22 protein-coding genes are annotated in these 20,238 nt (G+C 71.9%); 17 read left to right on the forward strand and 5 right to left on the reverse strand.

Features of this window, described 5'->3' with window-relative positions; all coding sequences use genetic code 11:
* The first annotated feature begins 6 nt into the window (after positions 1 to 6).
* The gene (locus KY469_02425; GenBank protein MBW3661928.1) at positions 7 to 1,062 is read left to right on the forward strand and encodes a cell wall-binding repeat-containing protein; all 1,056 of its coding nucleotides are present in this window, start codon (positions 7 to 9) and stop codon (positions 1,060 to 1,062) included.
* On the opposite strand, the gene KY469_02430 is transcribed toward KY469_02425, so the two are convergent.
* Both KY469_02430 and KY469_02435 read right to left on the reverse strand, forming a co-directional pair.
* Positions 1,063 to 1,653: a GNAT family N-acetyltransferase gene (locus KY469_02430; protein MBW3661929.1), complete on the reverse strand. Its 591-nt coding sequence runs from the start codon at positions 1,651 to 1,653 to the stop codon at positions 1,063 to 1,065. It lies immediately after the preceding gene.
* A gap of 20 nt (positions 1,654 to 1,673) precedes the next feature.
* Positions 1,674 to 1,856 carry a hypothetical protein gene (locus KY469_02435; GenBank protein MBW3661930.1) on the reverse strand — a complete coding sequence of 61 codons (183 nt, stop codon included), beginning with the start codon at positions 1,854 to 1,856 and terminating at the stop codon, positions 1,674 to 1,676.
* A gap of 83 nt (positions 1,857 to 1,939) precedes the next feature.
* On the opposite strand from KY469_02435, the gene KY469_02440 reads away from it, so the two are divergent.
* The 12 genes from KY469_02440 to KY469_02495 all read left to right on the forward strand — a co-directional run bounded on the left by KY469_02440 (position 1,940) and on the right by KY469_02495 (position 13,588).
* On the forward strand, positions 1,940 to 2,524 hold the full coding sequence (locus KY469_02440; GenBank protein MBW3661931.1) for a CGNR zinc finger domain-containing protein: 585 nt from the start codon (positions 1,940 to 1,942) through the stop codon (positions 2,522 to 2,524).
* A 102-nt stretch (positions 2,525 to 2,626) separates the two neighbouring features.
* Complete coding sequence (glmS, locus tag KY469_02445) at positions 2,627 to 4,474, forward strand: glutamine--fructose-6-phosphate transaminase (isomerizing) (GenBank protein ID MBW3661932.1); 1,848 nt, start codon at positions 2,627 to 2,629, stop codon at positions 4,472 to 4,474.
* Complete coding sequence (locus KY469_02450) at positions 4,471 to 6,069, forward strand: NAD(P)H-hydrate dehydratase (GenBank protein MBW3661933.1); 1,599 nt, start codon at positions 4,471 to 4,473, stop codon at positions 6,067 to 6,069. Before glmS ends, KY469_02450 begins: the two co-directional genes overlap by 4 nt.
* Entirely contained in the window at positions 6,027 to 7,199 is a 1,173-nt protein-coding gene (gene alr, locus KY469_02455) for an alanine racemase (GenBank protein MBW3661934.1), read from the forward strand. The genes KY469_02450 and alr overlap by 43 nt, the downstream gene beginning before the upstream one ends.
* Positions 7,192 to 8,205 carry an alpha/beta hydrolase gene (locus KY469_02460; GenBank protein ID MBW3661935.1) on the forward strand — a complete coding sequence of 338 codons (1,014 nt, stop codon included), beginning with the start codon at positions 7,192 to 7,194 and terminating at the stop codon, positions 8,203 to 8,205. The genes alr and KY469_02460 overlap by 8 nt, the downstream gene beginning before the upstream one ends.
* Positions 8,205 to 9,143 (forward strand): P1 family peptidase, encoded by a 939-nt coding sequence (locus KY469_02465; protein MBW3661936.1) that lies wholly within the window; start codon positions 8,205 to 8,207, stop codon positions 9,141 to 9,143. The genes KY469_02460 and KY469_02465 overlap by 1 nt, the downstream gene beginning before the upstream one ends.
* Before the next feature lie 191 nt (positions 9,144 to 9,334).
* Positions 9,335 to 10,009, forward strand: coding sequence for a uracil-DNA glycosylase (locus tag KY469_02470; protein MBW3661937.1), 675 nt, complete (start codon positions 9,335 to 9,337; stop codon positions 10,007 to 10,009).
* Positions 10,009 to 10,497: a tRNA (adenosine(37)-N6)-threonylcarbamoyltransferase complex ATPase subunit type 1 TsaE gene (tsaE, locus tag KY469_02475; protein MBW3661938.1), complete on the forward strand. Its 489-nt coding sequence runs from the start codon at positions 10,009 to 10,011 to the stop codon at positions 10,495 to 10,497. The genes KY469_02470 and tsaE overlap by 1 nt, the downstream gene beginning before the upstream one ends.
* Positions 10,498 to 11,211, forward strand: a complete 714-nt coding sequence (tsaB, locus tag KY469_02480; protein ID MBW3661939.1) for a tRNA (adenosine(37)-N6)-threonylcarbamoyltransferase complex dimerization subunit type 1 TsaB — start codon at positions 10,498 to 10,500, stop codon at positions 11,209 to 11,211.
* Positions 11,208 to 11,708 (forward strand): ribosomal protein S18-alanine N-acetyltransferase, encoded by a 501-nt coding sequence (gene rimI / locus KY469_02485; protein MBW3661940.1) that lies wholly within the window; start codon positions 11,208 to 11,210, stop codon positions 11,706 to 11,708. The genes tsaB and rimI overlap by 4 nt, the downstream gene beginning before the upstream one ends.
* Positions 11,709 to 11,717: 9 nt before the next feature.
* A complete protein-coding gene (gene tsaD, locus KY469_02490; GenBank protein ID MBW3661941.1) occupies positions 11,718 to 12,722 on the forward strand; it encodes a tRNA (adenosine(37)-N6)-threonylcarbamoyltransferase complex transferase subunit TsaD in 1,005 nt (334 codons plus the stop codon).
* 62 nt (positions 12,723 to 12,784) lie between these two features.
* The gene (locus tag KY469_02495) at positions 12,785 to 13,588 is read left to right on the forward strand and encodes a GNAT family N-acetyltransferase (GenBank protein MBW3661942.1); all 804 of its coding nucleotides are present in this window, start codon (positions 12,785 to 12,787) and stop codon (positions 13,586 to 13,588) included.
* Between the two features lie 15 nt (positions 13,589 to 13,603).
* Here KY469_02495 and KY469_02500 read toward each other — a convergent pair whose 3' ends face one another.
* Positions 13,604 to 14,092, reverse strand: a complete 489-nt coding sequence (locus KY469_02500; GenBank protein MBW3661943.1) for a transcriptional regulator — start codon at positions 14,090 to 14,092, stop codon at positions 13,604 to 13,606.
* Positions 14,093 to 14,433: 341 nt separating this feature from the next.
* Between KY469_02500 and groES the strand changes: the two genes are divergently transcribed.
* From groES to KY469_02515, 3 genes are all read left to right on the forward strand, one after another.
* Positions 14,434 to 14,742 carry a co-chaperone GroES gene (groES, locus tag KY469_02505; protein MBW3661944.1) on the forward strand — a complete coding sequence of 103 codons (309 nt, stop codon included), beginning with the start codon at positions 14,434 to 14,436 and terminating at the stop codon, positions 14,740 to 14,742.
* 37 nt (positions 14,743 to 14,779) lie between these two features.
* Entirely contained in the window at positions 14,780 to 16,414 is a 1,635-nt protein-coding gene (gene groL, locus KY469_02510; GenBank protein MBW3661945.1) for a chaperonin GroEL, read from the forward strand.
* A gap of 98 nt (positions 16,415 to 16,512) precedes the next feature.
* Positions 16,513 to 17,319, forward strand: coding sequence for a hypothetical protein (locus KY469_02515; GenBank protein MBW3661946.1), 807 nt, complete (start codon positions 16,513 to 16,515; stop codon positions 17,317 to 17,319).
* A 6-nt stretch (positions 17,320 to 17,325) separates the two neighbouring features.
* Here KY469_02515 and KY469_02520 read toward each other — a convergent pair whose 3' ends face one another.
* Together KY469_02520 and KY469_02525 are read right to left on the reverse strand one after the other, a co-directional pair.
* A complete protein-coding gene (locus tag KY469_02520; protein MBW3661947.1) occupies positions 17,326 to 18,228 on the reverse strand; it encodes a 3-hydroxyacyl-CoA dehydrogenase in 903 nt (300 codons plus the stop codon).
* Between the two features lie 126 nt (positions 18,229 to 18,354).
* Positions 18,355 to 19,275, reverse strand: a complete 921-nt coding sequence (locus tag KY469_02525) for a hypothetical protein (GenBank protein MBW3661948.1) — start codon at positions 19,273 to 19,275, stop codon at positions 18,355 to 18,357.
* 33 nt (positions 19,276 to 19,308) lie between these two features.
* On the opposite strand from KY469_02525, the gene KY469_02530 reads away from it, so the two are divergent.
* On the forward strand, positions 19,309 to 20,175 hold the full coding sequence (locus tag KY469_02530; GenBank protein ID MBW3661949.1) for a hypothetical protein: 867 nt from the start codon (positions 19,309 to 19,311) through the stop codon (positions 20,173 to 20,175).
* The last annotated feature ends 63 nt before the right edge of the window (positions 20,176 to 20,238 follow it).

The following is a 20,238-nucleotide window of genomic DNA, read 5'->3' on the forward strand; positions in this document are numbered from 1 at the left end:
TCGTGCTTGAGCCGACGCCTCGCTGTCGCGACGCTGCTGTGTCTGCTGCCCGCCGTGCCAGCGAGTGGCAATGAGCAGGTCCGTGTGGAACGGCTGGGTGGCGCGGACCGGTACGAGACCGCGGCGATCGTCGCCCGCGCGACGTTCCCACCGGGTCCTGATCGCAGGTACGACGTCTACGTCGCGCGGGGGGACGTCTTCCCCGACGCCCTGGCTGCGAGCTTCGTCGCTGGCTACTACAACGGGGGTGGGCCACTGCTGCTGACTCCGACGCATGAGCTGCACTCGGCGACGCGCGCAGCCATCGAGGATCTCGCTTGGAGGGTGGCCATCTTGGGCGACGAGATCGCCGTCTCGCACCGGGTCGAGGAGGAGATCCGGGCCATACCCAGCGTCGAGGATGTGTACCGGATCGCGGGGCCGGACCGGTACTGGACCGCCCGGCACATCGTCGGTAAGGCCCCTCAGGATCACAGCACGACGGGGATCGTGGCCACCGGCGCTGACTTCGTCGACGCGCTCGTGGCCGGACCGCTGGCCTACACGCTGGCCATGCCGCTTCTGCTGACCACGCCCGACCGCCTCCACGAAGCCGCCCGCGACGGGCTCGAACAGGAGAGTTCCATCAGCGAGGTCATCGTGGTCGGGGGCCGCGCTGCGGTCTCGGATGTGGTGGTGCGCGAGATCGAGGCCATCTGCCGTGACGACACGGGGTGCATCACGGCCGAGCGGATCGGTGGCGCTACGCGGACCGAGACCGCGACGCTGCTAGCAAACGAGTACCTGGAACGCCTCGGTGAACTGGGTCAGCCGGTCGAACACGTCAACCTCGCGCGGGGCGACGTGTTCGCCGACGCGGCCGCTGGCGCTCCCCACGCCGGCGAGGAAGCCGAACTCGCGCCGATCCTGCTAACCCGTGACCCGAACACGCTCAGCAGCGACACCCGACGGTGGCTCGAGGCGCACCGCGAGACCCTGGAGAGCATCCACGTGTTCGGGACGAGCGACGCGGTGTCCGACGAGGTGGTCGACGAGGCGCGCCAGGCCGCCACGTCACGGTGACTACCCCGCGGTGTTCGCGCCAACCTCACGTCGGTAGATCGGCCGTGCGGGCTTGCGGCGCTCCACCTCACGGAACCCGGCGGCCTCGAACATCGCGGCGACTCCGGTGAAGCTGTCGGCGTTCGACCGTCGCTGCACGTCGGGATCTATCGGGTAGGCCTCCACCCACCGCGCCCCGCCCTCCGCCGCGTGCCGGACCCCCGCGTCCAGCAGGGCGGTGGCGACCCCGGTGCCACGGTGCCGACGGTCCACGTAGAAGCAGTTGACGGACCACACGGTGTCATCGACGGCGTCCTCGGACGTGGGCCCGAGCAGGGGCGACCGCAGCAACCGGCCGAACTGGGGTCGCGGGGCGACGCTCACCCACCCCACGGGCACTCCCTCGAGGTAGCCGAGCAGGCCCGGACGACGGTCTCTGGACACGAGCTCGTGGAACGCCGCCCGGTTGCCGCGGTTGCCGTGGGCTTCGAACTCGCGGCCGCTGAGCCGCCACCACATGCACCAGCAGCCGCTGTACGCCCCGCGGTCCCCGAAGAGTGCGACGAGGTCGTCCCACCGCTCCGGGGTCAGGACCTGGATGTCGAGTTCCACCGGCGTGGCCACGACGCGGGTCACGTCGCGGTCTCGTAGCGGTGCTCGGAGACGGTCAGACGCTCCCCGACGCGGATCATCCAGCTGCCGACGCGGAGCCGGACGCGCTGACGCCGCACCCGGATCGGATGCAGCGGACGGGTGGCGTCGGCGTCCCGGAGCCGGTCCTCATGCTGCAAACGGCTGATCATCTCCGCGGTCACCGGGTGCACCGTTGTCGCCTCCTCGAGCATGTAACCGATGTAGCAGTTGTACTGGTTTCATGCTACCCTGTCAAGAGCGAACGATGGTTACGTCGCCGGCTCATCACGGAGGAGGTGCGAGGTTGGCTTCCCGATCCGCTCCGGACGAGCTCGAGGTCGTGCGCGACTTCATCAACACCTACGACGTGGAGGACGACGAGGAAGCGCTGACCGACCTCGAGGCTGTGGAGGCATGGTTCGTGACGCACGGGTTGGTCGCCGTCTCGGATCGTGCGGGCGAAGCTCAGGTCGTGACGGAGGTCCGGGCGGTCCGGGAGGCCTTCCGTCGTCTCCTGGATCGCGGTCACGGGGGAGGGGAGGACGCCGACGCGTTCGGGGTCCTCACTCACGCCGCCGAACGCACCGGCCTGGCCGTGCGCTTCGAGCCGACGGGCGTGGGCCTGGCGCCGACGGCGGCGGGTCTCCGCGGTGGCCTCGGCGTGCTGCTCGCGCGCGCTTTCGAGGCGATGCGCGACGGATCGTGGGAGCGGCTGAAGCTGTGCGAACGGCACACCTGCCGGTGGGCGTTCTACGACCACTCGCGCAACCGGTCGGGCAAGTGGTGCTCGATGGAGGTGTGCGGCAACCGCACGAAGGTCGAGACGTACCGGGAACGGCACGGCTCGTGAGGCCGTCCGACCTGCCGGCGAGCGTCCGGGTCGACCGCACGGCGACCGTTACCCTCCTCCTGATCGGCCGCCCCTCGGGCGCCACCTCCAGAGAGGACACCCATGTGCGGCATCGTGGGCACCACCGGACGTGAAGATGCGCTCCACGTCCTCATGGAGGGACTGGCGCGTCTGGAGTACCGCGGCTACGACTCGGCTGGCGTCGTGCTCCACCACGACCGTGACCTGCGTGTGGTCAAGCGCGCGGGCAAGCTCGAGAACCTGCGGCGGGCGCTGGACGGGCAGGCCATCGTCTCCACCGTCGGACTCGGCCACACCCGGTGGGCCACGCACGGCGAGCCCAACGACCGCAACGCCCACCCCCACCTCGACGCGTCCGGGCGCGTGGCGGTGATCCACAACGGCATCATCGAGAACTACCAGACGCTGCGCGCCACCTTCGGCCCCGATCATCGCTTCGAGTCCGACACCGACACCGAGGTCGTGGCGCACCTCGTGGCACGGAGCTACGACCAACTCGCGGAGGCCGGGGAACCCGACCTGCTCGAGACCGTCCGTCGCGTGGTGAACCAGCTCGAGGGAGCGTTCGCGCTCTGCGTGACGCACGCCGACCAACCCGGCGTGCTCGTCGTCGCCAAGCGCGAGGCTCCGCTGCTCGTCGCCCACGCCGACGGTGTCGGCTACTGCGCGTCGGACGCCGCAGCGCTCATCGCCCACACGCGCGACGTCGCCGCGCTGCTCGACGACCAGATCGCACGGATCACCCCCGAGGCCGTCGAGGTGATCGACCTGGAGGGGGAGCCGGCGAAGCCGCACGAGTACGAGGTCACCTGGGACCTGTCCGCCGCCGAGAAGCAGGGCTACGCCCACTTCATGCTCAAGGAGATACACGAGCAGCCCGAGGCGGTGCGAGAGACGCTGCGGGAGCGACTCACAGGCGGGTCGTTGCACCTCGACGAGCTGCGCATCGACGCCCACGAGATGGCCGCGGTCGACAAAGTGTTCATCGTCGCGTGCGGGACATCGCTGCACGCCGGCATGGTCGGCAAGCTCGCCATCGAGCACTGGGCCGGGATCCCGGTCGAGGTCGAGGTCGCGAGCGAGTTCCGCTACCGCGACCCCATCCTGAACCCGCACACGCTCGTCATCGCGATCAGCCAGTCGGGAGAGACCGCCGACACGATCGCCGCTGCGGCGCACGCTCGCGATCAGCGCGCCCCGGTCCTCGCGGTCTGCAACGTCGTCGGCTCGACCCTGGCCCGTGAGGCCGACGCCGTGCTCTACACCCACGCCGGCCCCGAGATCGGCGTCGCCGCGACCAAGACGTTCGTCACCCAGATCGTGGGCTGTCTCCTCGTGGGGCTGTTCCTGGCCCAGCAGCGCAACGCCAAGTACCCCTCCGAGTGCGAGGACATCCTGCGCCGGCTCCAGGCCCTGCCCGACCAGGTCCAGCAGGCGCTCGAGAGCGATGCTCAGCTGGCGGAGCTGGCGGAGCGGTACAAGGACACCGGGTACACGATGTTCATCGGCCGGCACGCGGGCCTGCCCATCGCCTACGAGGGCGCGCTGAAGCTCAAGGAGATCAGCTACCTGCACGCCGAGGCGTTCCCGGCCGGCGAGATGAAGCACGGCCCCATCGCCCTGATCGAGGAGGGCAGCCTCGTCGTCGCCGTCGCAACGCAGGGACACGTGCTGTCCAAGATCGTGAGCAACATCCAGGAGGTCAAGGCCCGCGGGGCGCACGTGATCGCCATCGGCACCGAGGGCTCGCTGGCCGAGCTCAAGGAGCACGCCGACCACATCGTCGCGATCCCCGAGGCGAGTCACGAGCTGGCGGTGCCGATCCTGGCGGTCGTGCCGCTGCAGCTGTTCGCCTACCACGTCGCGACGCTGCGGGGCGCGGACGTCGATCAGCCCCGCAACCTCGCCAAGACGGTGACGGTGGAGTGACGGCGGTCCGCGCGACGCCTGCACCGTCCGTTCCTCTGCTCGACGCCGCCGCGGCGCGCCAGGGTGACGAGGCTGCGGTCGCCGGCGGGGCGACGTGGCAAGGCCTCATGGAGCAGGCCGCAGGGCACCTCGCCCGGGGCGTCGTCGCGCTCGCGGGGAGGGCCTACGGCCTCCGCGTCGCCATCCTCGTCGGCAAGGGCAACAACGGCGGTGACGGCTGGGCGGCTGCCCGACGGCTTGCCAGGCTGGGTGGCTGCTCCTGGGTGATCGCCCCGCACGGCACGGACGTCGACACGACCAGCGAGGCGGGCGAGAACCGCGATCGGTTCCTGCACCGTGGCGGTCGGGTCGGCGATCTTTCGGAGCTCGACGCGGCACTCGCTTGGTGCGACGTCGCGGTCGACGCGCTGCTGGGCACCGGGATCTCCGGCTCGCCCCGCGATCCCATCGCTCCTGCCACCGCTGCGCTCCTCGCCGCGCACGACCGCGGTGTGCCGATCGTGGCCTGCGACATCCCGAGCGGGGTCTCGTCCGACGACGGGTCCGCTCCCGAGGGCGCGGTCCGGGCCGACCTCACCGTCACGTTCGGTGGCGTGAAGCGCGGCCTTGTGCTGCACCCGGGTGCCGCCCACGCGGGGCGCGTCGTGGTGGGCGACCTCGGCCCCGGCTACGCCCCGCCCGACGTGTCGTGGGCAGCCCTCACCGCGGCGGGCGCCGCCCCGCCGGTGCTCGCCCCGGCCGCGGACAAGCGCACGCGTGGCCGCGTGCTCGTGGTCGCCGGATCGACGCACATGCCGGGCGCGACCGTGCTGACCGCGCAGGGTGCGGCGGCTGGCGGGGCGGGTCTGGTGACCGTCGCCGCGACGGCGGCAGCCCGTGCGGCCGTCACCGCGCAGGTCCCCGAAGCGATGACGCTGCCGCTGCCGGACGACGGGGGCTGGATCGCGACGGATGCCGCTGGGGCCGTCAGGGAAGCGGCACACGACAGCGACGTGGTCGTCGCGGGACCTGGGCTGGGCCACGGTGAAGGAGCGGCTGCGGTCGTCTCGGCGATCCGGCGAGGAGCGCGGCGCGCCGTCCTCGACGCGGACGCCTTGAACGTGCACCGGGACGACCCCGCCGCGTTGGGCCAGCACGACGGCGACCTCGTACTCACCCCGCACGAGCGCGAGCTGGCGCGTATCGGAGGCGGCACGGATGGCGCCGACGCGTGGGCGAACCGCACCCAGCGGGTACCCGAGCTCGCGGCGCGGTACGGCGCGACCATCGTGGCGAAGGGCCCCGGCACCCTGGTCGCCGCCCCCGACGGGCGGGTCTGGGTGACGCCGACCGGCGGCCCGGCACTCGGTGCGGGCGGCACCGGCGACGTGTTGGCCGGCGTGATCGCCGCCGCCATCGCCACCGCCGACGACGTCCCGCTCGCAGTGGCCCGTGCCTGCTGGTGGCACGGCCTGGCCGGTGAGCTCGCCGGCGCTCGTGCGGCCCAACGCCCGAGCAGCTCGGCGATCCTGGCCTCGGTGCCTGCCGCGCTCGCCCGAACCGCCGAGCTGGCATGCAACGATCCCGGGTGGCCGCTGGAAGGTCGTCGCCGGTGACCTCGGATCAGCACCGTCCGACCCGCGCCGTGGTCGACCTCGCGGCGATCCGGCACAACGTCACGGTGCTGCGTGACATCGCTGCTCCTGCCGAGGTCTGCGCGGTGGTCAAGGCCGACGGGTACGGGCACGGCGCTGCCGTCGTGGCCACCGCCGCGGTCGACGCCGGGGCCACGTGGCTGGCGGTCGCGCTGGTGGAGGAGGGCCAGGCGCTGCGCGCTGCGGGCATCGATGCGCCCATCCTCGTCCTCGCCGAGCCGCCGGCGTCGAGCTTCGGCGCGGCGATCGCTGCCGACCTGGCCATCACCATCTACACACCAGAGCGCGTCGAGCAGCTCGACCACGCGGCGCGAGACGCTGGAACCCGCGCCCGCGCCCACCTCAAGGTCGACACCGGGATGCACCGGGTCGGCGTCCCACGCGGCGACTGGGACGCGATCCTCGCCGCTCGGCCCGGATGGTCCCACGTGGAGGTCGAGGCCGTCTGGACGCACCTGGCCTGTGCCGACGAGCCCGGCAACCCCGTCACCGACGAGCAGCTCGATCGCTTCGACGAGTTCCTGACCCGAGCCGCCGCGACGGGCCTGCGCCCCGCCATCACCCACGCCGCCAACTCCGCCGGGGCGCTCATCCACCCCCGCGCGCGACGCGACCTCGTCCGCGCCGGCATCGCCGCGTACGGGCTGTCCCCGAGCGACGCGGTCGCGGCGGCCGACCACGAGCTGCGACCCGCCCTCGAGCTGATCACCGAGGTGAGCTTCGTCAAGCGCATCCCGGCAGGCAGCGCGGTGTCCTACGGCCACACCTGGGCCGCCCCGGACGAGGGTTGGCTGGCGACGCTACCCATCGGCTACGCCGACGGCGTGCCGCGGCTGCTGTCGAACCGCGCCGCCGTGATCCTCCGCGGGCGTCGCCGCCCCATCGTGGGCACCGTGTGCATGGATCAACTGCTCGTCTGGTGCGGTGACGACCGACCTGACGAGGGCGACGAGGTCGTGCTGCTCGGCCGCCGCGGGGACGAGGCGGTCACGGCGGAGGAGTGGGCCGGCCTCGTGGGAACCATCACCTACGAGATCGTCTGCGGCCTCGGGGCGAGGGTGCCGCGCGAGTACCGGGACAGCGATGGCTGACCCACGCCCGCTGGCGATCCCGGTGCTGACCGCAGCCCTCGGCGCGCTCGTCGGCTACGGGGCGGAACGGCGGTGGCTGCGGCCACGGCTCGCGGCGACACGGGGAGCCGGGCTCGACACCGTCCCCGAGGGCGAACGCTCCACCGTGCACGGACCCGACGGCGTCGAACTCTCGGTCGAGGCCTTCGGGCCCGACACCACCGCGCCGACCATCGTGTTCGCCCACGGGTGGACGATGACGCGCCGAGCGTGGATCGAACAGGTCCGGGGACTGCGCGAGCGCTACCGGCTCGTCACCTACGACCAACCCGGCCACGGCCGCAGCAGCGGGCCCGAAGGCGACTACAGCTTCGATCTCCTCGGCGACGCGCTCGCCGCGGTGGCGGCTGGCACGGACGACCACGACCTCGTGCTCGTCGGTCACTCCCTCGGCGGCATGACCGTGCTGAACGCCCTGCGACGGCACCCCGAGCTCGCCCGCCGCGTGCGCTCGGTGATCCTGTCCTCGACCGCCTCCAGCGCCGCCGTGGAGGCTGGCCTGGGCTTCGGGTTGCTCCAGCTGGCGCGGTTCGAGCGGCTCATCGCTGGCTTCGCGACGCGCTATGGGCAGCGCACGATCACGCTCTCGCGGCGGGTCTACCGTGCGAGCAGCGACCTGTCGTACCTGTTGGTGCGGTCCATCGGTCTCTGTGCCGCGGCGGCACCTCACCACGTCGACCTGACCGAACAGCTGCTCCTCGACAGCAACCCCGAGGCGTTCCTCGGCTTCGCAGCCCGGGTGCTCGGCATGGACGAGGACGAGGCGCTGGCGTGCCTGCAGGTCCCGACCTGGGTCGTTGTCGGCGACCGCGACCGGGTCACCCCAGGCGGGTACGCACGACGCATGGCGGCCGCCTGTCCCCACGCCGAACTCGTGGAGCTGCCCGGGGTGGGCCACATGGTGCCGCTCGAGGCTGCCGACGCGTTCAACGCGCTGGTGGAACGCGCGGCGAGAGAGGCGGCCTGATGGCGCTGGGACTGGACGATCTGCGTGTGGGGGTGTGGACCTCACCCCACGCCCCGACCGGCACCACGGTCTTGCTCCCTCCAGAGGGCAGCCTCGGGGCGATGGCCGTGCGGGGCGCCTCGCCGGGGACGCGGGAGGCGATGGCGCTCGGGCCCAACGGCAAGCTCACCACCATCCACGCCGCCGTCCTCAGCGGCGGGTCGGCGTTCGGGCTCGCGACCGCGGACGGGGTCGTGTCGTGGCTGGCCGCTCGCGGCATCGGCTACGACATCGGCGTCGCGAGGGTTCCGATCGTCGGCGCCGCGATCATCCTCGATCAGGGGATCGCCTTCCCCGAGCACCGGCCCGATGCCGCTGCAGGGGTTGCTGCCTGTGACGCCGCGAGTGCCGACGACCCTCCTGAGGGCGCGGTCGGGGCGGGGACCGGCGCGACCGTCGCCAAGACCGGCGGCCTCGAGCACTGCTGGCGCGGAGGACAGGGGTGGGCGGTGCGCGCATCAGGCGAGGTCGTCGTCGGGGCGCTCGTGATCAACAACGCGGTCGGCGAGGTCATCGCCGAGGACGGCCAGGTCCTCGCTGCCAGCCGCGCTCCGGCGGACGTGGTCCGTTTCCCGGAGGCGCTGCCGTTCGAGGTGGCGCGCGAGAACGGCCCCACCGCCAGCACCGTGATCGGTGCCATCGTGACCAACGCCCGGCTCGACAAGCTCGGGGCGTACCGCGTCGCCGACCTCGGCCACTCCGGGATCGTGCGCGCCGTCCGCCCCGCCCACACCCAGTACGACGGGGACGCGCTGTTCTGCCTCGCCACCCAGCGTGTCGAGACCCACGTCGACCTCGTCGCCGCGCTCGCGGCGGACGCGGTGGCCGAGGCCGCCCGGCATGGCCCCCTCGCCGCACACGGTGCAGCGGACATCCCGGGCCTCGCCGACGCGCGGTGACCGGCCAGCGGGTCACGGCCTCCGCTGCATCCCGGTACCCTTCCGGTCCGTCCCGGCGCTCGTCGTCGGACGCTTCCAGCTGCTGCGGCGTGGCCCTGAGCGGCGTGGCTCGAGCGGGATGCTGACCGGCTGCTGACGACCTCTCCGGACGGATCCGCACGAACGATCGCGTACCACAGGAGCCCAGTCCCGTGTCCGACTCCTCCCGCCGCCTCTCCGCTGCCGGTACCGGCGCCCCGTGGCTCGAGCCGCGACGGACGTGGCGTGAGCTCGAACGCGACGCAGCGTCCTGCACCGGGTGTGCCCTCCACGGCGATCGCACCAAGGTCGTGTTCGGCGCGGGTGATCCCGAGGCGGACCTGCTGATCATCGGCGAGGCGCCGGGCCGCCCCGACGACCTGCAGGGCAAGCCCTACCTCGGCGCGCTGGGCAACCTGCTCGACAGCCTGTTGAGCGAGGTCGGCTACGCGCGGGATCAGGTCTACGTGACCACGGCGGTCAAGTGCCATCCGAGTGGCAACCGATCGGCGAACCCCGAGCAGCTGCGTGCGTGCGTCCCGTACCTGCTCGAGCAGATCGGCCACCTCCGGCCGTGCGTGATCCTGACGCTCGGTGAGCCCGTGACGCGGCTGCTGTTGCGCCGCGACATCCCTCTGTCGCAGGTCGCCGGCTACCGCCTCGACGTGTTCGAGACCACCCTCATCCCCACGTTCTCGCTGAACGACGCCCTGCGCGGCAGCCAGCCCGCCCTGAACGGTCTGCGGCGCGACTTCCACGCCGCGCGTGCCGTGATCGACGGCGAGCTGCCGGGCGGGGCGGAGACGGCGGCCCTGGCCCGCGAGCAGCTGGCGGGGCGCGACAGCTGATGTGCCGCCTGTCGTGTGTGACCTCGGGTCCCGACGACACGCGCTCACTCGGTGAGGCGGTCGCGGCTCAGCTCCGACCCGGCGATGTGGTCTCGTTGAGCGGTGAGCTCGGGGCGGGCAAGACGTGCTTCGTCCAGGGCGCCGCGCGCGGTCTGGGCGTCACCGGGCGTGTGACGTCGCCGACTTTCACGTTGGTGCGGCCCTACGAGGGGGACGTCGGCGTCGTGCACGTCGACGTCTACCGGCTCAACCAACTGCACGAGTTCGAGGATCTGAGCGACGACGTCCTCGATCCCGAACGGGTCACCTTCGTCGAGTGGGGCGATGCGGTCGCGCGGCTGCTCCCACCCGACCGTCTGGAGGTCGAGCTCCAGTGGCTCGACGACGATGCTGAGCGTGCCGTGGCCTTCCGCTGCCACGGATCGTGGAGTACGCGACAGGCGAGCCTCGCCGACTCCCTCGCGCCATGGTTGCAGGCGGAGGGCTAGGTGCTCATCCTCGGGATCGAGACGTCGACGCCGCGGTCCTCGGTGGCGCTCACCTCGCGTGACCGGGTCGTGGCGTCCGCCGCGCTCGGCGTCAGCCGGCGACACGGCGAGTTCATCGCCCCGGCGATCCGCTTCTGCCTCGAGCAGTCCGGTTCCACGATTGCGGACCTCACCGGCGTGGCGGTCGGCCTCGGCCCCGGCCTCTACACGGGTCTGCGTGTCGGCATCGTCATGGCCCAGACGATCGCGCGGGTCCGCGGCCTGCCCGCCGTCGGGCTGTCCGGTCTCGATGTGCTCGCGTTCCGCCACCGCCACACCCGCCGGCTGCTGTGCGTCGCGCTCGACGCGCGGCGCGGCGAGGCGTTCTGGGCCTTCTACCGCTGCTCACCCGGCGGCGTGCAGCGCGCGAGCGACCTGCGCGTCGGGTCGCCACGCAAGCTCACCGGCGAGATCGAGGCGGCGGGCGAGGAGGTGCTCGTCGTCGGCGACGCGGGCGAGCTCTACCGCGACGAGCTGCTCGGGGTCGATGCCGAGCTCGCGGGCACCGAGACCTCACGCCCCGAGGCCGCCGATCTGACGATCCTCGCTCGTCCCAGGTTCGAGCGCGAGGAGACCTCGCGCCCCGAGGAGCTGCGCCCGATCTACCTGCGACAGGTCGACGCCAAGGTCGGGTGGGATACCCGCGGCAGGTTCCAGGGTGGGGTCGTCGCGTGACCACACGTCTCGCGACGCTCGGGGCACGCCACCTCGACGACGTCGTGGCGCTCGAGGCGTTCGCCCGCGATCGCCCTTGGTCCGTGCGGACCTTCGCGGAGGAGCTCGTCCGCGACGACCGCTGCTACGTAGGTGCGTGGGAGGGTGACCGGCTGGTGGGGTTCGGGGGGCTGCATATCGGTCCCGACGAGGCGGACGTGCTCACCCTCGTCGTCGCCCCCGAACAGCGACGCCGCGGCATCGGTCGGCTGCTCGTCGAGCGTCTCGCCGACGAGGCGGTCACGCGGGGTGCGACCTCGCTGATCCTCGAGGTCGCCGCGACCAACCACGCCGCCGAGGCGTTGTACCGGTCGGTCGGGTTCACCGACGTCGGCCGCCGCCCTGGGTACTACCCGGACGGCGGTGACGCGGTCATGTTGTGCCACTGCCTCGCTGCTCGAGCACCGGTCCTGCAGCGGAGGGTGGCCCGCGCCGCAGGTAACGTGACCCGGATGTAGGAGCGACGCGTGCTGGTCCTGGGTATCGAGACGTCCTGCGACGAGACCGCCATCGGTCTGGTCGAGGACCGCTTCCAGATGCGCTCGAACGTCATCGCGTCGCAGATCGACCTGCACGCCCCGTACGGGGGCGTGGTCCCCGAGGTCGCGGCCCGGGCCCATCTCGAGCTGCTGCTGCCCACGCTCGACCGCGCGCTCGTCGAGGCGGGGGCGCGATTCGACGACGTCGACGCCATCGCGGTCACGTCGGGACCGGGACTCGCCGGAGCTCTCCTTGTCGGGGTATCCGCGGCCAAGGGCCTCGCCCTCGCGGCCGATCTGCCGCTCGTCGGCGTCAACCACCTCGAGGCCCACGTCGTTGCGGCCCAGCTCGAGTACGGCGAGCTGGCCTGGCCGGTGCTGGCGCTCGTGGTCAGCGGCGGCCACACCAGCCTCGTCGTCGTCGACGCGAGCGGGTTCCGGCAACTGGGCGCGACGATCGACGACGCCGCGGGGGAGGCGTTCGACAAGATCGCCCGGTTCCTCGGCCTGGGCTACCCGGGCGGTCCTGAGATCGACCGGCTGGCGACGCGTGGCGATCCCGACGCCATCCCCTTCCCGCGTCCCCTCCGCGGCGACGGCACCTACGACTTCTCTCTGTCGGGCCTCAAGACCGCCGTGATCCGCTACCTGCGAGACCTGGAGTCGCGGGGCGAGGAGCCCGACCTCGCCGACGTCGCCGCGTCGTTCCAGGAGTCGATCGTGGACGTGCAGGTCGAGAAGACCATCGCCGCCGCGGGTGCGGAGGGGATCGAGCAGGTGGTCATCGCCGGCGGAGTCGCGGCCAATACGCGTCTGCGGGAACGCATGGCGACGATCTGCGAGGAGCACGACCTGCGCCTGCTCGCACCCAGCATCCCGCTGTGCACCGACAACGGCGCGATGGTCGCCGCGCTCGGGGCGAACCTGCTGGTGGCCGGTGACCGCTCGCCTCTCGAGCTCGGTGTCGACCCCAACCTCCGTCTCGGCTCGTGAGCGCCGTCCCGCGCCTGCGGACCCCTCGACCCACGCGCTGGTCGAGGCTGCGGCCCGAGGACGTGGGTGACGCGGTCGAACGCCTCACCAGCTGGCCGTGCGAGGTCGGTGGCGCCACGCGCTACATGTTCGCCCTGGCCGCACTCGAGCGGTTCGGTGCCGACGTGGCACGGGTCGCCCGTCGCGGGGCTGCGTGGTCGTGCTGTGTCGTGCTCCCCGGCAAGGTCGTGGTGCCCTGCGGCGACCCCGAGGTGCTCGCGTCGGCCCGCAGCCCGGTGCGACGGTGGCGGCTCGTGGTCAGCGATGCCGCCGCCGTCGACGCCATGATCGGGGCGGCCGACCGTGATCCCGGGGTGCGGGTGCACCACCAGAGGCTGCTCCAGGTCGATCCGGAGCGCGTGCCCGACGCGACGAGCCTGCCGAACCCGGGTCTGCGTCGTGCCACGCTCGTCGATCTGGATGCGCTCGCCGCGCTGGCCGTCGATCTGCACGTCGACGATGGCTTCGGACCCGACCCTGGTCCCTCCGGCTTCCGCGGGTACGCCGCCCGGATCGAGGAGTCCATCAAGCGCGGCGTGGTCTGGTGCGTGGGTCCCCACGGTCGGCCGGTCGCGAAGGTGGAGCGGTCCGTGTCCTCCGACCGCTACGGGGTCCAGCTGTCGGGCATCGTCGTGTCCCGCGAGGTCCGCGGCCAGCACCTCGGACGGGCGGCCGTGGCCGCTGCGGTCCGGGCCGCCTTGGCCGAGGGGGAAGCGGGACGGGTCGTCTCGCTCCACGTGCGCGCGGCCAACACCTCGGCGCTACGCGCCTACGAGGCTGCGGGCTTCGTCGACCGCGAGGAGTGGCGCCTCGCCGTCCGGCCGTAGCGCGCCAGGGGTAGCTCAGCCGTTGATGAGGACGTCCTCGTCGCGGAGCTGGTCGATCAGGGCGCTCGGTTCGACGTCGCACACGGCGGACAGCGCCCGCACGTCGTCCTGGCGCAGGGTCAGCACACGCCCGTTGTAGTCACCGCGCTCGAGCTGGATCCGGCGCGTGTAGCGGTTGATCAGGCCGAGGTCCTCCCGGCCCGACGCGGCGTGCTCGAGCCGGGTCAGGTCGAGGACGGTGCGGGGCAGACCGGCCTCGGAGTCCGGTGGGGCGGCGTGGGTGGGGCGCGGCAGCAGCTCGCTCAGCGGCACGCCGTAGAACCGTGCCAGCTCGGCGAGCTTGGCGATGGACACGGCGCGGTCCCCCCGCTCGTAGGAACCCACGACCACCGCCTTCCAGGCGCCGCCGGTGCGGGTCTCGATGTCCTGCAAGGTCAGGTCCTGCTGCTGGCGGATGGCGCGCAGGCGCTCACCGAGCTCCTGCTGGTACGTCGAGGATGCCAACGCTGCTCCTCCGGACGGACGATGACACCACCACTGGGTGTAGCACCCCTGGGGAGGGCCAGCAACCAGGCACTCCGGACGTGTCGTGTGCGTTCAGCGCACGTCGACTACAGGTGAACGCGCGGGTTTGCACTCGACCCTGACGAGTGCTAGCTTCTGGCACTACAGGGTGGAGAGTGCCAACGCGGGGTTCCCGCACCGGGCCGTCGGCTCGGAGGGACCGCGAGGACCGCGCTCGCCGAGGGAACCGGGCCGATCGCTGGCCCCGAGGACCTCGCCACCCTCGTAACCCGACCACCGTCCCTGCCCCGCCGGGGACACGACGCTAGGGAGGATGCACGTTGACCACCGACACGAAGGTCCGCATCAAGCCCCTCGAGGACCGGGTCGTGGTGACGCTGGACGAGTCGGAGGAGACCACCTCCTCCGGTCTGGTGATCCCCGACACCGCGAAGGAGAAGCCGCAGCAGGGAACGATCGTGGCCGTCGGCCCGGGCAAGCGTTCGGAGCAGACCGGCGACCTCGTCCCCCTCGACATCAGCGAGGGCGACACCGTCCTCTTCAGCAAGTACGGCGGCACCGAGGTCAAGGTCGACGGGCAGGAGTACCTGATCCTGTCGGCCCGCGACGTCCTCGCCGTCATCGGCTGACCCAACCCACCACGTTCTGCCAGGAGGCAACACACCCATGGCGAAGCAACTCGCGTACTCCGAAGAAGCCCGCCGCCGTCTCGAGCACGGCGTCAACAAGCTGGCCGACGCGGTCAAGGTGACGCTGGGCCCCAAGGGCCGCAACGTCGTCATCGACAAGAAGTGGGGCGCGCCCACCATCACCAAGGATGGTGTGACCGTCGCCCGCGAGATCGAGCTCGAGGAGCCCTACGAGAACATGGGCGCCCAGCTCGCGAAGGAAGTCGCGACCAAGACCAACGACGTTGCCGGTGACGGCACCACGACGGCGACGGTCCTGGCGCAGGCCATGGTCCGCGAGGGCATGCGCAACGTGGCTGCCGGCGCGAACCCGATGCTGCTCAAGCGCGGTATCGACGCCGCCGTCGAGCGTGTCGTCGAGGAGATCGCGAGCCAGGCTCGCGAGATCGAGACCCAGGACGAGATCGCGAACGTCGCGGCCATCTCCGCCAACAACGACACCGATATCGGCAAGATCATCGCCGACGCGATGGACAAGGTCGGCAAGGACGGGGTCATCACGGTCGAGGAGTCCCAGACGTTCGGCATGGAGCTCGACTTCGTCGAGGGCATGCAGTTCGACAAGGGCTACATCTCGCCGTACTTCGTGACCGATCCCGAGCGCATGGAGGTCGTGTTCGAGGACCCCTACGTCCTCATCGCGAACCAGAAGGTCTCGGCCGTCCACGACCTGCTGCCCATCCTCGAGAAGGTCATGCAGTCGGGTCGTCCGCTGATCGTGGTCTCCGAGGACGTCGAGGGCGAGGCCCTGGCGACCATGGTCGTCAACAAGATCCGCGGCACCTTCCAGTCGGCGGCGGTCAAGGCACCCGGGTTCGGTGAGCGCCGCAAGGCGATGCTGCAGGACATCTCGATCCTGACCGGTGGCCAGGTCATCAGCGAGGAGGTCGGGCTCAAGCTCGAGAACACCACGCTGGACCTGCTGGGCCGTGCCCGCAAGGTCGTCATCACCAAGGACAACACGACGATCGTCGAGGGCGCCGGGTCCGACGAGGACATCAAGGGCCGCATCGCCCAGATCAAGGCCGAGATCGAGAACACCGACTCGGACTGGGACCGCGAGAAGCTCCAGGAGCGCCTCGCGAAGCTGTCCGGAGGCGTCGCCGTGGTTAAGGTCGGCGCGGCCACCGAGACCGAGCTCAAGGAGGTCAAGCACCGCATCGAGGACGCCCTGTCGGCGACCCGTGCGGCGGTCGAGGAGGGCATCGTCGCCGGTGGCGGCAGCTCCCTGATCCAGGCCGAGAAGGCGCTCGACAAGCTCGAACTCGACGGTGACCAGGCGACCGGCGCCAACATCGTCCGTCGCGCCCTGTCCTCCCCGCTGTACTGGATCGCGGCGAACGCGGGCCTCGAGGGCTCGGTCGTGGTCGAGAAGGTGCGCGGTCTCGAGGCCAGCCACGGTCTCAACGCCCTGACTGGCGAGTACGGCGACCTGATCAAGGCCGGGATCATCGACCCCGCCAAGGTCACGCGCTCGGCGCTGCAGAACGCCGCGTCGATCGCCGGTCTGCTGCTCACCACCGAGGCGCTCGTGGCCGACAAGCCCGAGCCCGCCGACAACGGCGCCGGTGGTGGCGGTCACGACCACGGCATGGGCGGCATGGACTTCTAAGTACGAGGTGCCCACCCACCCGCGAGGCCCCGCTCCGGCGGGGCCTCGCTGCGTCGCACCTGTCCTTGCGCGTCTGAGCCGGGGCTTACGCTCCCCGCGTGGCAGAGACCAAGACCCCGCCCGTGCCGCCCGCCGAACTGGTCGACGGGCTCTCCCTGCCCTCCTGGCGCACCTCCGAGACCATCGGTGCCGCCGAGGAGCAGTGGCGCAACGGCCTGCTGTGGGCGTACGCGGGCCGCTACGACCGTGCCTGGGCGTGGTGGGACCGCATCACCGACCCCGCCTACGCCGCACGGATACGCGCGGCACGCGCACAGACCCTGCGCGACCTCGCCCTGCACGAACGGGCCGAGGCCGAGGATCGCGCCGGGCTCGCGGTCGCGGCGCGGCAGGAGGACCGTGCGGGTCTGCTGATCGGCTTCGTGGCGGACGCCATCGGGCTGGGCAACGGCCCCGAGGCTCGTCATCGCTTCCGACAGGCCAGCCGTGAGTTAGCGCTGCTGGGCGAGAGCGTCGATGCCGAGATCGAGCGCATCCGCTTCGGCTGGGTCGCGGCCGAGATCCAGCTGCTCACCGGCGAGGGCGCCACGCTGTCGATGCTCCCCAGCTTCAGCGACGACCGCGAACAGGTGATGATCCCCGAACGCTACGAGGTCGGGGGCGAGTACCACCTCGCCAAGGGCCTGCTGTTCGCCGGCGTCCTCACCCGCGACGTCGAGCTGCTCGAGGAGGCCGCGGTCCGCGCCCCGCCGGGCCTCGCCTGGGCCGTCCACCTCGCCCGGGAATCGATGGGGGTCGAAGGTGCGCTGGCGGAGGCTCGGGCGGCGTGGAAGGAGGTCGTGCCGCCGCCGCGCCACGCTCCCGAGGCGGGGCGGACGTCGACCGCTCTGCGTCTCGCCCGCTGACTCGCCTCAGCGCAGGTCGCTGGGCTCGTCCAGACGGGAGCCGTCGTCGGCGTAGCGGTACACGCCCCGCCCCACCTTCCGCCCGAGGCGGCCAGCAGCGACCAGGTTGCGGTGCACGGTCGTGGGGCGGAACCGTTCTCCCAGCGTGTCGGCCAGGTGCTCGAGCACCGCGAGGCGGACGTCGAGGCCCACCAGGTCGGCCATCTCCAGAGGCCCCATGGGGTGATTGAGCCCGAGCCGCGCGGCGCGATCGATGTCCTCGGGGCGTGCGACCCCCTCCTCCAGCATGCGGAAGCCCTCGTTGCCGATGAGCGCGTTCAGACGTGACGTCGCGAAGCCGGGGACGTCCTCGACCCGCACGGTCTGCTTGCCCATCCGCTGAGCGGAGGCTTCGGCTGCGTCCATGGTGTCCGTACTGGTCTGCAGACCGCGGATCAGCTCGCACAGCTTCATCTTCGGCACCGGGTTGAAGAAGTGCATGCCGACGCCACGTGAGGGGTCCTCCAGCGCCGCCACGATCTCGGTGATCGACAGGGCGCTGGTGTTGGTGGCGATCACGGCGTGGTCGGCAGCCGTGGACTCGGCGACGCGGAACACCTCGTGCTTGACGTCGATGCGCTCCACCACCGCTTCGATGACGAGGCTCGCACCCTCGCAGGCCGTCGCGATGTCCGTGGTCGTCGTCACGCGGTCGGGCACCGCCGCGGCGTGCTCCGTGGTCACCTTCCCCCGGTCGACACCCGCCTCGAGATCACGCTCGATCGTGCGACGTGCCTGGTCGAGCTGGTCCTGTGACACGTCCGCGAGCCGGACCTCGGCGTCCGCGACCGCCGCGACGTACGCGATGCCGCGCCCCATCGCGCCGGCGCCGACGATCGCCACCGGGCCGGGCCAGGTGGTGGTGGTCATGCCTCCCCCCTGGAGGAGGGAGGGGCCGGCGTTGCCGGCCTGGGGGGTGAGGCCTGATGTGTCATGCCTCCCCCCTGGAGGGGGGAGGGGCCGGCGTTGCCGGCCTGGGGGGTGAGGCCTGATGTGTCATCCCCGCTCCTGTTCCGTCGCCTCGGAGTCAGCGTAGGCGTGACGTCGGCGACGCCGAGCGGTGATGACGAGCGCCGTCGAGGCCAACAGCAGCAGGCCCAGCGCGACGGCGAGCGAGACCCCGCGCTGCCACAGCCACACGGTCGTGGTGAGCTCGACCGCGGCGTCGGCGATGTCGAGGGCGGCATCCACGCGGTACCCACCGGGGAGCGCCGGAACGTCGAACGGCTGGCGGATCGTGCGAGGTACGCCGGGCAACACGACCGTCGGCCCGAGCGTGACGTCCACCGCGCGGGTACGCAGCCACGACGTGACCGCGAACCGAGCCGAGGAGACCACCGCTCCTGCCGGCGCGTCCAGGGTGACCTCCACGGCCGCGGTGTCGGCACCGGACGGCACCTCGATGTGCGCTCCGACGTCGTCGGATCCGGTCGCGACTCGCACGATCACGGTCGCCGCCACCTCGACCGCAGGCTCGGTGGCGACGCTCGTAGCCACCACCTGTGCCACGTACCCGCCCGACGCGGTCGCAGGCGGCACCCTCACCGCGAGCGGCAACAGGGCGCGCTCGCCGGGTCCCAGGTGGAGGGTCGCCGTGGGGAGCTGCAGCCACCGTCCGGCCGAGGGAAGCGCCCCGGCGTCGGCAGGCCGTGGGGCCCCGGCCGCATCCGCCGCGACGTCCCTCACCGTCAGCGCCAGCTCGAGCCGGAGGTCCCCACCGTTCTCCACATCGAGGTCGAGTCGGCGACTCCGCTGGGGCCCGAGGTCGACCACGGCGCCAACGGGTGAGATGCGCAGCTCACCGTGCAGCCCACCGTCGTCGTCGACGGCGGCGGGCCCGGGGACCGCCACGCTCGGGGCGGCCATGGACATCGACAACAGCATGACGGCGAGCGCGACGGCGCAGCATCGGAACACCGCGCGAGCGTAGACCCCACCTACGCTGGGCCCGTGCTCACCGATCGTCGCCCGGCCGCCCTCCTCCTCGTGGTCCTCGCGCTCACCGCGTGCAGTGACCAGGCCGGCTCGGACTCGGACGGCGGCCCCTCCGCGGAGCGCGTCGCCGCGGTCGCGGCCGCGCGCCAGCAACTCGGACCGCCGGCGGCCGAGCTCGCCTCGGCGGTGACGACCATCGGCAGCAGCCTGCTCGAGGTCTACGCCGACGGCGACGACCCGAACGAGCGACTGGCGGCGATCGATGGGATCCGTGCGGAGCTCCTGCCCCGCTTGCGTGAGGAGATCGACGGCGCTCGTGACGTCGATCTCACCGCCGACCCATCCCAGACGGAGGCGATCACGGCCGCCTGGGATGTCCTGATCTCGAACGCCGCCGGCGTCCCGGGTGCCGTGCAGGACGATCTCGACCACCTCGAGCGCCTGCTCGAGGCTGAGGTGGCGCTGTTGGAGCTCGCTGAGACGTGGCAGGAGTCGGGCTCGCGCAACGAGCAGATCGCACGCCTCGAGGCCACGGCTGCGGCGGCAGCCGACCTCGAGACGTCGCTGACACAGCTGCAACAACGGACGGAGTGTTCACGCGCCATCGCGCATCGGTTGGCTGCAGCCCGCCACGTGAGCGCGGCCTCCACCGAGCTGCGCGACCTCGTCGCCTCGCAACGGGGCAACGAGTTCGACCAGCGACGAGCCGAGCTCGCACAGGATCCGCTCGGCCTCGGAGCCAGCCTGGCGGACCTCGACGGCGACGACGTGTCGTGCTGGGAGGACGAGTTGCCCACCTCGGTCGCGGTCGGGGCCGTCCTCTCCGCGGTCGATCGCCTCGAGGCGGCGCTCAACCCGCCCGACGTGACCGATGGGAGCTGACGTCACGGTTCCGTGGGGGCAGCCGGCCCTCTCGGTACGCTCGACCTGCTCGGAACCGGCAGC

The sequence above is a fragment of the Actinomycetota bacterium genome (assembly GCA_019347575.1).
Taxonomy (GTDB): Bacteria; Actinomycetota; Nitriliruptoria; order Nitriliruptorales; family Nitriliruptoraceae; genus JAHWKY01.